Origin of the sequence: Paracoccus lutimaris, assembly GCF_003337565.1 — a bacterium.
Taxonomy (GTDB): Bacteria; Pseudomonadota; Alphaproteobacteria; order Rhodobacterales; family Rhodobacteraceae; genus Paracoccus; species Paracoccus lutimaris.
This window is the reverse complement of sequence record NZ_QPJL01000009.1, coordinates 41933-54387: the sequence shown is the minus strand read 5'-3', so window position 1 is coordinate 54387 and position 12455 is coordinate 41933. Positions and strand designations below refer to the sequence as shown.

The 12455-nt window shown below is 65.1% G+C and carries 14 protein-coding genes; 7 read left to right on the top strand and 7 right to left on the bottom strand.

What is annotated here, in order from left to right; genetic code table 11:
• Positions 1–44 precede the first annotated feature (44 nt).
• Positions 45–1067, top strand: coding sequence for an aspartate-semialdehyde dehydrogenase (locus tag DFP89_RS09930; RefSeq protein ID WP_114349233.1), 1023 nt, complete (start codon positions 45–47; stop codon positions 1065–1067).
• 99 nt (positions 1068–1166) lie between these two features.
• A complete protein-coding gene (locus DFP89_RS09925; RefSeq protein ID WP_114349232.1) occupies positions 1167–2822 on the top strand; it encodes a mucoidy inhibitor MuiA family protein in 1656 nt (551 codons plus the stop codon).
• Positions 2823–2864: 42 nt separating this feature from the next.
• Here DFP89_RS09925 and DFP89_RS09920 read toward each other — a convergent pair whose 3' ends face one another.
• The 3 genes from DFP89_RS09920 to DFP89_RS09910 form a co-directional block, all read right to left on the bottom strand.
• Entirely contained in the window at positions 2865–3497 is a 633-nt protein-coding gene (locus DFP89_RS09920) for a 5'-methylthioadenosine/S-adenosylhomocysteine nucleosidase (RefSeq protein WP_114349231.1), read from the bottom strand.
• Between the two features lie 103 nt (positions 3498–3600).
• Entirely contained in the window at positions 3601–5145 is a 1545-nt protein-coding gene (locus DFP89_RS09915; RefSeq protein WP_245948640.1) for a PAS-domain containing protein, read from the bottom strand.
• Between the two features lie 126 nt (positions 5146–5271).
• A complete protein-coding gene (locus DFP89_RS09910) occupies positions 5272–6615 on the bottom strand; it encodes an ActS/PrrB/RegB family redox-sensitive histidine kinase (RefSeq protein ID WP_114349229.1) in 1344 nt (447 codons plus the stop codon).
• A gap of 91 nt (positions 6616–6706) precedes the next feature.
• Here DFP89_RS09910 and DFP89_RS09905 point away from each other — a divergent pair, with 91 nt between their 5' ends.
• The 3 genes from DFP89_RS09905 (at position 6707) to DFP89_RS09895 (ending at position 8339) form a co-directional block, all read left to right on the top strand.
• Positions 6707–7336, top strand: a complete 630-nt coding sequence (locus DFP89_RS09905; protein ID WP_114349228.1) for an SCO family protein — start codon at positions 6707–6709, stop codon at positions 7334–7336.
• 63 nt (positions 7337–7399) lie between these two features.
• Positions 7400–7948, top strand: coding sequence for an ActR/PrrA/RegA family redox response regulator transcription factor (locus DFP89_RS09900; RefSeq protein ID WP_114349227.1), 549 nt, complete (start codon positions 7400–7402; stop codon positions 7946–7948).
• Between the two features lie 82 nt (positions 7949–8030).
• Complete coding sequence (locus DFP89_RS09895; protein ID WP_114349226.1) at positions 8031–8339, top strand: H-NS histone family protein; 309 nt, start codon at positions 8031–8033, stop codon at positions 8337–8339.
• Positions 8340–8972: 633 nt separating this feature from the next.
• On the opposite strand, the gene DFP89_RS09885 is transcribed toward DFP89_RS09895, so the two are convergent.
• The 3 genes from DFP89_RS09885 to DFP89_RS09875 form a co-directional block, all read right to left on the bottom strand.
• Positions 8973–9584 (bottom strand): HD domain-containing protein, encoded by a 612-nt coding sequence (locus DFP89_RS09885; RefSeq protein ID WP_114349224.1) that lies wholly within the window; start codon positions 9582–9584, stop codon positions 8973–8975.
• A 148-nt stretch (positions 9585–9732) separates the two neighbouring features.
• Positions 9733–10251, bottom strand: a complete 519-nt coding sequence (secB, locus tag DFP89_RS09880; protein ID WP_114349223.1) for a protein-export chaperone SecB — start codon at positions 10249–10251, stop codon at positions 9733–9735.
• Between the two features lie 49 nt (positions 10252–10300).
• A complete protein-coding gene (locus DFP89_RS09875) occupies positions 10301–10846 on the bottom strand; it encodes an FxsA family protein (RefSeq protein ID WP_114349222.1) in 546 nt (181 codons plus the stop codon).
• A gap of 111 nt (positions 10847–10957) precedes the next feature.
• Here DFP89_RS09875 and DFP89_RS09870 point away from each other — a divergent pair, with 111 nt between their 5' ends.
• Both DFP89_RS09870 and DFP89_RS09865 read left to right on the top strand, forming a co-directional pair.
• Positions 10958–11605, top strand: a complete 648-nt coding sequence (locus DFP89_RS09870) for a Tim44/TimA family putative adaptor protein (protein ID WP_114349221.1) — start codon at positions 10958–10960, stop codon at positions 11603–11605.
• A 3-nt stretch (positions 11606–11608) separates the two neighbouring features.
• Positions 11609–12205 (top strand): Smr/MutS family protein, encoded by a 597-nt coding sequence (locus DFP89_RS09865; protein WP_114349220.1) that lies wholly within the window; start codon positions 11609–11611, stop codon positions 12203–12205.
• Positions 12206–12272: 67 nt separating this feature from the next.
• On the opposite strand, the gene DFP89_RS09860 is transcribed toward DFP89_RS09865, so the two are convergent.
• A complete protein-coding gene (locus tag DFP89_RS09860) occupies positions 12273–12452 on the bottom strand; it encodes a PLD nuclease N-terminal domain-containing protein (RefSeq protein WP_114349219.1) in 180 nt (59 codons plus the stop codon).
• Positions 12453–12455 lie beyond the last annotated feature (3 nt).

Genomic DNA, 12455 nt, shown 5'->3' with positions numbered 1-12455 from the left:
ATCCTGCCCTATATCGCGCTGTCCTTTATATCAGGAGACCCCCAATGGGCTACAAGGTCGTTGTCGCCGGCGCCACGGGGAACGTGGGCCGTGAAATGCTGAACATACTCGCCGAGCGCGAGTTCCCTGCCGATGAGGTTGTTGCTCTGGCTTCGCGCCGGAGCCTTGGCACTGAGGTCAGCTATGGCGACAAGACCCTGAAGACCAAGGATATCGAGGGTTTCGACTTTACCGGCTACGACATCGCGCTGTTCGCCATCGGCTCGGACGCGACCAAGCAATATGCCCCCATCGCCGCCTCGCAGGGCTGCGTGGTGATCGATAACAGCTCGCTTTACCGCTATGACCCGGCGATCCCGCTGGTCGTGCCCGAGGTGAACCCGGACGCGGTCGAGAACTATCGCAACAAGATGATCATCGCGAACCCCAACTGCTCGACCGCGCAGATGGTGGTGGCGCTGAAGCCCCTGCATGACCGCGCGCGGATCAAGCGCGTCGTCGTCTCGACCTATCAGTCGGTCTCGGGCGCGGGCAAGGACGGCATGGACGAATTGTGGAACCAGACCAAGGGCATGTATGTGCCCGGCCAGGAGGTCGAGCCCAAGAAGTTCCAGAAGCAGATCGCCTTCAACGTGATCCCGCAGATCGACGTCTTCCTGGACAGTGGCGACACCAAGGAAGAATGGAAGATGGCGGCCGAGACGAAAAAGATCATGGACCCCTCGATCAAGGTCACTGCGACCTGCGTGCGGGTGCCGGTCTTTGTCGGCCATTCGGAAGCGATCAACGTCGAGTTCGAGGATTTCCTGGACGAGGACGAGGCCCGCGACATCCTGCGCGAGGCGCCGGGCGTGCTGGTCATCGACAAGCGCGAGCCGGGCGGCTACGCGACCCCGGTCGAATGCGTGGGCGATTTCGCCACCTTCGTGTCGCGCATCCGTCAGGACGTGACGGCGGAAAACGCGCTGAACCTGTGGTGCGTCTCGGACAACCTGCGCAAGGGCGCGGCGCTGAACGCGGTCCAGATCGCAGAGCTGCTGGGCAATCGCTGCCTGAAAAAGGGCTGAACCAGACCCTACGGTCTTGTGAGGGCGTCCCGCGGGGCGCCCTCTTGCTTTTTGACCGCCCCTCGTCAAGCTTGGTTGCGCGTTCATTTAGGGGTCCCGATGCGTTACCTGCTGATTTCCACCGCCATTCTTCTGTCCGGCCCGGCCCTGGCCGACCGGTTTGAAACCACCGCCCGGATCGATGCGGTCACCGTCTATCCCTGGGGCGCCGGCGTCAACCGTACGGTCCAGATGGATCTGCCGCAGGGCGCGCATGAGCTGGTGGTGACCGGCATGCCCGTGGACATCGACCCAAGCACGCTGCGCGTGACCGGCGAAGGCGCGACCATTGGTGCAGTCAGCCTGCAAATCAACCGCGCCCTGCCCGCCGCCCCCGTGGAAACCACGGAATTCCTTGCCGCCAAGGATATGGTCCGCCGGCTTGAGGACGCATTGGCCCAGCATGATGCCCGCGTGGCCGAGATCACCGCACGCGGCACCGCCGCCGAGGACATGATCGAATTCCTGATGAAACTGGCGGAATCCGACAGCGTGGCGGGTGATTTCGCCGGGCTGACCGCCTCGGCCCGCGACCAGATGATCGAGGCGCGTCAGACCATCGTCCGCACCGCCGCCGAGGCCGAGGCCGCCAACCGCACCCGCGAGGATATGGACAAAGAGATCGACCGCGCCAGAACCCGGCTTGAAGCGCTGCGGGCACCGGAAAACCAGACCTCGGCGCTGGTCATCGCGGTTCAGGGCAATGGTGCCCCGGCCAGCATCCGCATTGCCTCGCTGACCCGGCAGGCCAGTTGGCAGCCGGTCTATGACCTGTCCTTGCAGCGCAAGGAGGCCAAGCTAAGCATGGATCGCGGGCTGATGGTGGCCCAAAACAGCGGCGAGGACTGGACCGGTGTGCATCTGACGCTGTCGACCGCGCGGCCGATGGATCAGGCCGCGCCCAGCGAGCTGAGTCCCCATTTCGTGCGCGTCATGGATAAGGACAGCAAGCTCTATTCCGGCAGCGAGCCCGCCATGATGGCCGCCGACAGCGCCCGGATGCAAGAGGGCGGCTATGTCGCACCGATCACCGAGGTCGAGCCGGTCGTGGTCGATGAACAGCCCGTGGTCGCCTCCGCCCTCTTGGCCGTGGTGGGCGAGACGGAGGTCTATGACTATCCGACCCCGGTCGATATCCGCGACGGCGCCGATGCGCTGCGCCTGCCGCTGGATTCGCATGCGCTGACCCCCGAAATCGTGGCCGAGGCCGTGCCCAGCCGTGACAACAGCGCCTATCTGGTGGCGGATACGGTGAACTCGACCGGGGCGGTGATCCTGCCCGGCGAGGCGACCTTCTATGCCGATGGCGCGATGGTCGGACGCGGCACGCTGGAACTGACGGCGGCGGGCGACGACATGAAGCTGGGCTTCGGCCCCCTGACCGGCATCAAGCTGGAACGCCAGCTGCCTGACGAGACCGAGGGCAATAGCGGCCTGATCCTGAAATCCGCGGAACGGACGGAAACTGCAATTCTTGGCATCCGCAACCTGACCGCCGAGGAATGGCCGCTGCGGGTGATCGATCAGGTCCCCGTCTCGCGGCAAGAGGATCTGCGGGTGGACTGGTCCGCCGACCCCGCCCCGGATGAAACCGACCCCGAGGGCAAGCGCGGATTGCTGGTCTGGAATGGCAAGATCGCACCGGGCGAAGAGCAGAAGATCACCCTGACGACCTCATTGCGCTGGCCCGACGGGATGGCGCTTTTCGACGACTGATCTGATCTTGCGATATGGCACGCAGGGCCCATCGGTCCCGCGTCAGACCAGCAGATCGCCCCGCAGCAGCTCCTGTTCCAGCAGATCGATCGCCGCCGCCAGACGTTCATCGACCAGATGCAGGTATTGCGTCCAGTCGGACAGGTGCGACAGATCCTCGGCCCCGTCGGAAATGCCGCGCAGACCGATCAGTGGCAGGCCGAAATGTTGGCAGGCACGCAGAACGGCAAAAGTCTCCATATCGACCATATCGGCGGCGATCTCGTCATAGGCGCGGCCGCTGACGATGCTGCCGCCGGTCGCGATCGAGGCATGCGGGATGCCGGGGATCTGCAACGGCAGCTCGATGCGGACAGGCAGGCCGGAAAACGGCATCTCGCCCTTGGCAAACCCCAAGGCCGAGGCATCCATGTCGCGATATTCCACCGCCGAGACCTGATAGACCGCCGCCTGTTCCAGCACCCGCGACCCGGCGGACCCCAGCGATACCACCAGTTCCGGCAATTCGCCGCGCGCCGCCAGCTGTGACAGCAGGGCGGTCAGCTCGACCGCCGCCTCGACCGGGCCGACGCCGGTCATCAGGGGCTGGATACGGGCGCGCAGCGCGGCGCCGTATTCCGCCTCGACCGCCATGACGAACAGCACTCGCCGTCCCGCCAGAATATTCACATCCATCTGCCGCCCCTATCGATGCCCCGCCGGGACCGCATCGCCATGCATTCGCCACATAACGAAGCGCGATCCGGTCGCCAAGGCAATCCCCGGCGCCACAAACTGGTCAACCGATCGCGCGCTGTGCGGGCGGATCGCCGGGCAGCTTGGGCGCAACCTCGGCGCTTTGCGGCAGGCGCGGCGCGACCGGCGCCGGCATGGCATTGGCAAAGCTGATCAGGACGCGGCCCCCCGACAAGGGGCGCAACCCCCAGGACATCAGCCCACCCGAAGGGCCGGCCATGGCGCCGCGCAGCGGCTCATCGGGCAGCGCCGCGTTCAGCGCCTCGCGCAGCGCGGTCAGGCCGGGGCTTTGACCGCTGGCCGCAAGCCAGCCGGCGATATGGTCGTCCAGCGTCGGCCGCGACGTGCTGCCCCAAAGCTCGAGATAGCGCCGGTTCGAGGTCAGCAGATCGCCATTCCCGCCAAAAACCGCCACCGCATCCTCGAGCGCGTCGAGAACCTCGGCGCCCAGCGACAGATCGGCGCGGAACTTTCGTGTCAGCGAAATTTCGGAAGTGATGTCCTCGAACAGGAAGGCCACCGCGCCATCGGGATGCGGACGGCCGGTGACGCGATAGGTCTGGCCACCCGGCAGGGACCAGATTTCGACGTGATGGCCAGAGGCCGCCGCCGCCTCAAGCGAGTTCATCTGGTTGCGCCAGCTGCGGTAATCCTTAGGCTCCGGCACCATCCGCGCCTCGCGCAGGCGGTCCAGAAAGGCGTAAAGCGTTGGCCGCGCGGTCAGAAAACCCGTCGCCAGCCCGGTCAGATCGATCAGCGCCGGGTTGAAGAGCTGCAGGTTGCGGTCGCGGTCAAAGATCGCCAGCCCGATGGGCAGGTCGGCAAAGGTCTTGGTCAGCGTCTGGACGAATTCGCGCAGGCTGCGTTCGGCCCGCACCGCCGCATCGGCCGGCAAGGCGATGGCGACGGTCTGGTCGGCAACCTCGTGGATATGGCAGTCATACCAGCGCACATGCCCGTCATATTCGACCTGCACGCGCCGCGATGCGCCATTCGCCGGTCCCGGTGCCGGACGCGCCGACAGATCGATCGGCTGCGGCAGCGGCCAGACCGTCTCACCCCCGGATTTTGCCTCGGCGAGGTCGAGATAGGCCGAATTCGCCCAGGTCACATTGCCGTTCCGGTCCTGCCGCCAGGCCAGCATCGGCGAATGGTCCATGGTGGAGCGCAGGATTTCCAGCTCATGCTCCATCGCCGCGAAGGAGAGCGAGTCGACGACGATCCCGGCATTCTCGGCATTGGGGTCGGTCAGGGTGATACGCAGGATCCCGTCGGCGAGATCCTCGGCCAGAAGCCGCAATTGCGGGTCTTTCGACTGCTCGGCCAGTTCGACCCGCGGCGGCCGGTCGGGATCCGACAGGATCGCCGCCGCATCCGGAAGGCGCATCGACAGCCAGCCGCTGAGCCGCTGCCATTCGCTGTCGCCCGGCAGGGCAGAAAGCAGCGCGCGCGCCGGCGCGGTCGCGTCGATCAGATGCCGGTCGCGAAACAGAAAAACGATTGGTTCAATGTCGCGATCCAGCCGCAATGCCGACCCGACCCAGCGCCGACGCCGGTCGATCGCCCAGATCGCCGTCAATGCCAGCATGACGGCAACCGCTGCCGCTGCGAATGCGATGAGAAACTGTCCGACCATCGCCCACACCCGTAAGAAAAATAACCACGGAAACAACTATAGGGAGATAATCAAGAAATGGTTAACACTCAAAGTGAATCACGAAAGAATTTCCGGATTTGGGCCCAAAGCACCACGATCCTCGGTCTCGATCCGCGCCAGAGGCCAGATCACGGTGACCTCGGCCCCGCCTTTGAGGCCATTTCCAAAGCTGAGCCGCGCGCCTGATCCCTGCAAAAGCGCCTTGGCGATGAACAGGCCAAGGCCCATACCCTCATAGCTGCGGCCGTCCTCGGCGCGGGGGCGGGTGGTCAGGAAGGGGCTGCCGATGCGCGGCAAAAGCGTGGCCGGAAAGCCCGGGCCGTCGTCGGAAATCCTGATCCGCAATTCGCGCCGGTCGCGCTGCGCCTGGATGACGACCCGACGACTGGCGAAATCCACGGCGTTCTGGATCAGGTTGCGCAGACCATGGATGACCGCCGCGTCGCGCTGGATGATCGGCATATCGCCCCGAGCCTCGATGACGATATCGGTGCCGCGATCGCGATGCGGGGCGGCGGCCTCGGCTAGAACTTCGGCCAGCGGCGCCGAGCGGATCAGCAGGTCGTCGCGCCCCGACGCCCCCATCGAGCGCATGATGTCGCGGCAGCGATCGGCGGACTGGCGCAGGATGGTGACGTCCTCGGCCAGATCCTCGCGGTCGGGCAGGGCTTCGGCCAGTTCGTCGGCCAGCTCGGCGCTGACCAGCTTGATCGTGGCCAGCGGCGTGCCCAGCTCATGCGCGGCGGCGGCGACGACTCCGCCCAGATGTTGCAGCCTTTGCTCGCGTTCCAGCGCCATGCGCGCGGCGAAAAGCGCCTCGGAACTGGCGTTCAGCTCGGCTGCGACGCGGCGGGCGAAGGCGGCGAAAAAGGCCGCGCCGATCACGATGGCGAACCAGTGCCCGACCAGCAGCGGTTGCTGAAGGCGGATCGGAGGATCGGGCCGGAAACTGAGCGGCTGTGCAAGGATCCCGGTCAGCGTCACCATGACCACAGTCGTGATGGCCAGCATCACCAGCTGCCGGCCGGGCAGGGCCGTCGCGGCGATGGTCACCGGCACCAGAAGCAGCAGCGCAAAGGGATTGGCAAGCCCGCCGGTCAGCGCCAGCAGCACCGCCACCTGCGTCAGGTCATAGCCCAGCTGCCACGCCGCCTCATAGGCCGAGACCCGCCGGCCTTGGCGAATCATCAGCGTCAGGTTCAGCGCGGCGGCCAGCGCGATCACCACCAGAACCGGGGCCAGCGCAAACTCGGCCCCGATCAGCAGCGCCCCGCAAACCGCAGCCAGCTGGCCGGCAATCGCCACCCAACGCAGCAGGATCAGCGTGCCCAGCCGGATCGGCTCGGGTCCGGGTTGGCCGGGCAACAGGGCGATGCGGCGGGTGACAAGTCCGAAGGGCATGCGAAGCCTTGGGGTCGGGAATGGCTTGGCGGCATTGATACCCAGCATCGGATGGGCGATCAATGCAGGCGTATGAAACGGAGCGACGGATATGAACAAGGACAGGCGCATCCTGATACTCGGCGGCGTGGCGGCGGGGCTGGTGCTGGTCACCGGCTCGCTGTGGCTGTCGCGCGGTGGCAGCGACCCCTATGCCGGCTGCCGCAAAAGCGCGATGGCCGGGGGCTTTGACCAGCTGGGCGGACCCTTCACCCTGACCGACCAGACCGGCGCGCGCATCAGCTCGGAGCAGGTCTTTGCCAAGCCGGCGCTGCTGTATTTCGGCTATACCTATTGCCCCGATGTCTGCCCGATGGATAGTGCCCGCAATGCCGAGGCCGTCGCCATGCTGCAGGAGCGCGGGATCGAGGTCACGCCGGTGTTCATCTCGGTCGATCCCAAACGCGACACGCCCGAAGTTCTGGCCAGCTTTGTCAGCGCGATGCATGAACGGATGATCGGCCTGACCGGCTCGCCCGAAGAAATCGACGCGGTATCGAAATCCTGGCGCAATTTCTATCGCATCAACGATCAGGACGATCCCGAGAATTATCTGGTCGATCACATGACCAATACCTATCTGGTCATGCCCGATGCCGGAACGGTCGAATTCTTTGGCCGCGATGTCCCCCCGCAGGAAATGGCCGACCGAACCGCCTGTTTTATCGGGGCAACAGGCTAGCCGGATTTGACCGCAGGCCAGAATGGACATATGGACCTGTCAGCTTTCGGAAGGGGCGCGCATATGGCCGACGAATACGATATCGGACCCGATCCCAGCCTGCTGCTGGTCGATGACGACGAGATATTCCTGAACCGGCTGGCCCGGGCGATGGAGAAGCGCGGCTTTCAGGTGACCCGCGCCCTGTCGGTTGCCGAGGCCCGCGCCGCCGTGCAAGTCCGGGCGCCGGCCTTTGCCGTGGTGGATCTGCGGCTTGAGGATGGCAACGGTCTTGATGTGGTCGATGCCCTGCGCGAGGCGCGCGAGAATACCCGCATCGTCGTCCTGACCGGCTATGGCGCCATCGCGACCGCCGTTGCGGCAATCAAGATGGGCGCCACCGATTATCTGGCCAAGCCCGCGGATGCCGATGACGTGATGCATGCGCTGCTGTCGCGGGGCGAAACCCTGCCGCCCCCGCCCGAGGCGCCGATGTCGGCCGACCGGGTGCGCTGGGAACATATCCAGCGCGTTTACGAGCAATGCGACCGAAATGTCAGCGAAACGGCACGCAGATTGCATATGCACCGGCGCACCTTGCAGCGGATTTTAGCCAAGCGAAGCCCTAGATAATAATAACCTCTGGAAAACAGTTGCAATTAATTCCTGAATGAAAATATTGGTAGATACAATCTGCCAACCCAGGAACATAAATATGAGCATCGATCTGGACAACATGTCCTTGCGCGAGCTTCGTGATCTCAGAAACAAGCTCGACCGCGCCATTTCCACCTTTGAGGAGCGCCGCAAGCGCGAGGCTTTGGCCGCCGCCGAAACCGCCGCGCGCGAGTTCGGCTTTAATCTTGCCGATCTGACCGTCACCAAGGCGGCACGCGGCAAGGTTGCGCCCAAATATGCCAACCCCTCGGATCCCGAACAGACCTGGACGGGGCGCGGCCGCAAACCGCGCTGGGTTCAGGAGGTTCTGGATGCCGGCAAGCCGCTGGAAAGTCTGGAAATCTGACCGGACAGAAACAGAAATCCACGGTATTTCCTGCCGAATCCGGGGATTTTGAACATAAACCTGCCGCCTGCCGGGGATTTCCCGGCAGGCGTTTGTTTTTTCCGACCTTTTCCACAGGCTTTTTGACGATCGTGCGGGGAATTTTCCGGCTGCAAAGCATCATGGAAAAATCTCGACGGGATTTCCTTTTTGTGGAAAGGATCAAATTTCCGATCCGTTCGGGAGGCGGGTTCGGCATATCGCAGGATCGGCACTCGCGCAGTCGATGGCGTTCAGCGATTTTCAAGCCGGCCTTGCGGAAATCCGCCGTGCCATTCCCGGCCGCCATTCCGTGTCGCCTCTCATGCCGATGAGGACCGGGACGGCGGCAATGGCCGGCGCCAAACCGCCGGAATAACCCCGGCGCATCATTTCGGGGATCAGGGCCGCAGCCCCGCCCTTGGTCATCGCCACCCATGAAAGGATACAACAAAGCAGCGCCAGCGGGCGGCGGCTGTCGATCATGGCGAATATGCGCGGCTCAGGCCGATGGCCGGAAGCAGCGCGATGGCGCGCCTGCCTTGCCGGCGCGTTTGTGCATGTCCCGAGAGCCGGAAACTGTCAGATGTTTCGCCGCGTTTTATCTGCCGCGCGCTACCGGCTGCTTTGGTCGATTTCCGCGATAAGCCCGTCGAACCGGGCCAGATAGGCATTGCGGGTTTCGCGCGGCGGGCGCAGGCGGATTTCCAGCCCCTCCAGCAGATCCAGCCTTGGTATCGGGAACAGCCGGTCGGCCTCGGCGCGGGAAAATCCGGCGATCTGGACCGCCTCAAGCCATGCTGAAATCCGGTCGGCCTGCTTGATCGCGCGCTTGATCGCCACGGGCAGCTGTGCGGGCAGGCCAAAGCGGCGATGGATGGCCGCCGCCAGCCGCGTGTCCATCTCTCCGTATTCGCCGCCAAGCGCCGCCTTGACCGGCGAGATCATGTCGCCAATGACATATTCGGGCGCGTCATGCAGAAGCGCCGCCAGCCGCCAGCGCGGGTCGCGGCCATGCTCGCCCCGGGCAAAGATCTCTTCGACCAGCAGCGAATGTTCGGCCACGCTATAGGCCCAGTCGCCATGGGTCTGGCCGTTCCAGCGCGCCACGAAGGCAAGGCCATGGGCAATGTCCGAAATCTCGATATCCATCGGCGTCGGGTCCAGCAGGTCCAGCCTGCGTCCCGACAGCATCCTTTGCCAGGCCCGTTTCGCTTGCTTCGCCATCAGTCACCCCTCTGCCGGACAGGACCGAACCCTAGCCGCATCCCCCGCAGCCCGCCACCGGATCACGCGCCGGCGGATCGCGCGGGGCCGGACATGCGAAAGGCCCGCAGGCCGGCAGACCCACGGACCTCACGACAATGTGAAACTCTCAGGACAGCGGCTGGTTGGCCGGACGCTCGCCCGACTGCATCCGCCGCGCGATTTCCTGCCGATACAGCGCCACGAAATCGATCGGATCCATGTTGAAGGGCGGGAATCCGCCATCGCGGGTCATGTCCGACACGATGCGCCGCACATAGGGGAACATCATGCGCGGGCATTCGATCATCAGGAAGGGGTGCATCTGATCCTCGGGCACGCCCTCGATATGGAAGATGCCGCCGTAATCCAGCTCGCACAGGAACAGCGGTGCCTTGTCCTTGGCATTGACCGATTGCACGCGGAACTTGGTGACGACCTCGTATTGATGCTCGGTCGGGCGCTTGCGGGCGTCCAGGCTGACCTGCACGCTGATTTCGGGCTGGACCTCGCCCGAGGGCAGGCCTTTTTGCGCCACCGCGTTCTCGAACGACAGGTCGCGCGTGTATTGGGTCAGGATCTGCAGCCGCACGCCGGCCTGTTCGGTTTTCGGCGCCTCGGGGGCGCCGTTGGTGGTTTCATCGGTCATCGAAATCTCCTCGGAACTGCGCGGGTTCTAGCATTGCCGCGCCCCGCGCTCAATGCTGCGTCCAGCCGGAATTGCCGCGGCGGGGTGCAGCGTTTTCGCTTTGATCGGTCAGCCCCTCGCGCACCGGCGCGGGCGGATCGTCCTGCACCGAATATTCGCCGTCGATCACGCCCTCATCGCGCCGCCGCCCCGAGGGGTAATCCGCGCCAAATCCCGCACCCGGCCCATGGCCGAACCCCGTCCCCGAGACCCGCACCCGCGCCGCCATCCGCCGCAGGATCAGGTCGCGCAGCGGCGGCACCTGCAGCAAAAGCCCCAGCGCGCTGGTGAACAGGCCCGGCACCACCATCAGCACGGCCCCGATCATGCGCAGCGCGCCATGCGCCATCGGCCGCGCCGGATCGGTGAAATCCTGCATCGCCCGCTGCACGTCCTGTGCCGCCCGCGCGCCCTGCCGGCGCATGATCGCCACGCCCCCCACAGCCGAGGCCAGAACCAGCGCGATGACCGGCAAGACACCGATCACCCCCCCGACCTGAATGAACAGCGCGATCTCGATGATCGGCAGAACCACGAACGGCAGCAACAGCCACATGAAAGTCTATCCTCGAACCTATCCCATTTGCGGCACCAAACTGGACTTGGGCCGGCTTGCACCCTACATAAGCATCCTGAACCGCCGTTACAAAGCTCGTTAGGTCCGTCGATGTCGAACCCCCTGCTGCAATTGCTCGTCCTGGGCGCCATTGCCGTGTTTCTGATCCTGCGCCTGCGCGGGGTTCTGGGCACGCGCGACGGGTTTGAATCGCCGCGCCTGCCCGAAGAGCCGGCGCAGCGCAAGCGCTTTGAGGTGATTGACGGTGACGCCGATAACGACATCACCGACCATGCCGAGCCGGGCAGCGCCAATGCCAAGGCCTTGGCCGAGATGAAATCGGTCGAGCCGCAATTCGCCGTTGGCCCGTTCCTGACCGGCGCGAAATCCGCCTATGAAATGATCCTGATGGCCTTTGAGCGCGGCGATCTGTCCGAGGTGCGCGCCTTTCTGGCCCCGCCCGTGGCCGAGGCGTTTGAAACCGTCATTGCCGACCGTCAGGCCCGCAACCTGACCACCACGGCCGAATTCCTGGGCACCCGCGAAACCGCGCTGGCCGAGGCCGAGTTCAACCGCGCTACCGGCATGGCCGAGCTTTCCGTCCGCTTCGTCGGCGAGATGATCGTCGCCACCCGCGATGCCGAGGGCAATGTGATCGAGGGCGATCCCAAGGCCGCGCGCAAACAGCGCGACGTCTGGACCTTTGCCCGCCATATGGGCGCCGCCGATCCCAACTGGCAGCTTGTCGCCACGGCCTGAACGATGGCACGGCGGCGCGGACTTTCGGCCGAGGACAAGGCCCTCTGGTCCCGCATCGCCGCGACAGCGGTGCCCATGCATCCCGCGCGCAAGAAAAGCGCGCCTCTGGCCGACAATACGAAACCCGCGCTGCTTGCCAAACCCGCCCCGCGCGAACCGGTCGCGCTGACCGGCCTGACACTGGGCGGCAAGCGGACCGGCGGCAGCACCCGGATCGATCTGTCCCCGCCCCCGCGCGAAGCGCTGCACAACCAACCCCTGCGCATGGATCACAAGACCCATCGCCAGATGACCCGCGGCAAGGTCGCCCCCGAGGCCCGGATCGACCTGCATGGCATGACGCTGGCCGTGGCCCAGCCGGTGCTGATCCGCTTTGTCCTGCAGGCGCAGGCCGCCGGAAAACGCCTTGTTCTGGTCATCACCGGCAAGGGCCGCGAGGGCGGCCCCGATGCGCCGCTGCCCGTCCGCCCCGGCGCGCTGCGCCACAACGTGCCGCATTGGCTGCATATGCCGCCCTTGAACGCCATCGTGCTGCAGGTGCGGCCCGCCCATCGCCGCCATGGCGGCGAGGGCGCCTATTACGTCTATCTCAGGCGGTAGAGTCGCCGCCGCCAGCAGATCCGGTCCGCGCAAGGGCAGGACGCGCCCCGCGCGGGCCAAAATGCCGTCAGCTTGAATAATTCGCCTTGGGTCCGGCGAACCACCAGATGATCAGGCCCACCACCGGCAGCAAGGCCACCAGAAGGATCCAGATCAGCTTGGTGCCGTTCGATTCATTGCTGTTGATGATCGAGGCGATTGCCCAGACATCGAGGGCAAAGATGATGGTGGCGATGATGAACTTCATGCG

Bases quoted from the DNA above. Each gene is read 5' to 3' on its own strand.
- DFP89_RS09865 (WP_114349220.1), top strand. From the start codon at position 11,609: ATGGCACGGCGGCGCGGACTTTCGGCCGAGGACAAGGCCCTCTGGTCC.
- DFP89_RS09860 (WP_114349219.1), bottom strand. From the start codon at position 12,452: ATGAAGTTCATCATCGCCACCATCATCTTTGCCCTCGATGTCTGGGCA.
- DFP89_RS09870 (WP_114349221.1), top strand. From the start codon at position 10,958: ATGTCGAACCCCCTGCTGCAATTGCTCGTCCTGGGCGCCATTGCCGTG.
- secB (WP_114349223.1), bottom strand. From the start codon at position 10,251: ATGACCGATGAAACCACCAACGGCGCCCCCGAGGCGCCGAAAACCGAA.
- DFP89_RS09910 (WP_114349229.1), bottom strand. From the start codon at position 6,615: ATGCCCTTCGGACTTGTCACCCGCCGCATCGCCCTGTTGCCCGGCCAA.
- DFP89_RS09885 (WP_114349224.1), bottom strand. From the start codon at position 9,584: ATGGCGAAGCAAGCGAAACGGGCCTGGCAAAGGATGCTGTCGGGACGC.
- DFP89_RS09925 (WP_114349232.1), top strand. From the start codon at position 1,167: ATGCGTTACCTGCTGATTTCCACCGCCATTCTTCTGTCCGGCCCGGCC.
- DFP89_RS09875 (WP_114349222.1), bottom strand. From the start codon at position 10,846: ATGTGGCTGTTGCTGCCGTTCGTGGTTCTGCCGATCATCGAGATCGCG.
- DFP89_RS09920 (WP_114349231.1), bottom strand. From the start codon at position 3,497: ATGGATGTGAATATTCTGGCGGGACGGCGAGTGCTGTTCGTCATGGCG.
- DFP89_RS09930 (WP_114349233.1), top strand. From the start codon at position 45: ATGGGCTACAAGGTCGTTGTCGCCGGCGCCACGGGGAACGTGGGCCGT.
- DFP89_RS09905 (WP_114349228.1), top strand. From the start codon at position 6,707: ATGAACAAGGACAGGCGCATCCTGATACTCGGCGGCGTGGCGGCGGGG.
- DFP89_RS09895 (WP_114349226.1), top strand. From the start codon at position 8,031: ATGAGCATCGATCTGGACAACATGTCCTTGCGCGAGCTTCGTGATCTC.
- DFP89_RS09915 (WP_245948640.1), bottom strand. From the start codon at position 5,145: ATGCTGGCATTGACGGCGATCTGGGCGATCGACCGGCGTCGGCGCTGG.
- DFP89_RS09900 (WP_114349227.1), top strand. From the start codon at position 7,400: ATGGCCGACGAATACGATATCGGACCCGATCCCAGCCTGCTGCTGGTC.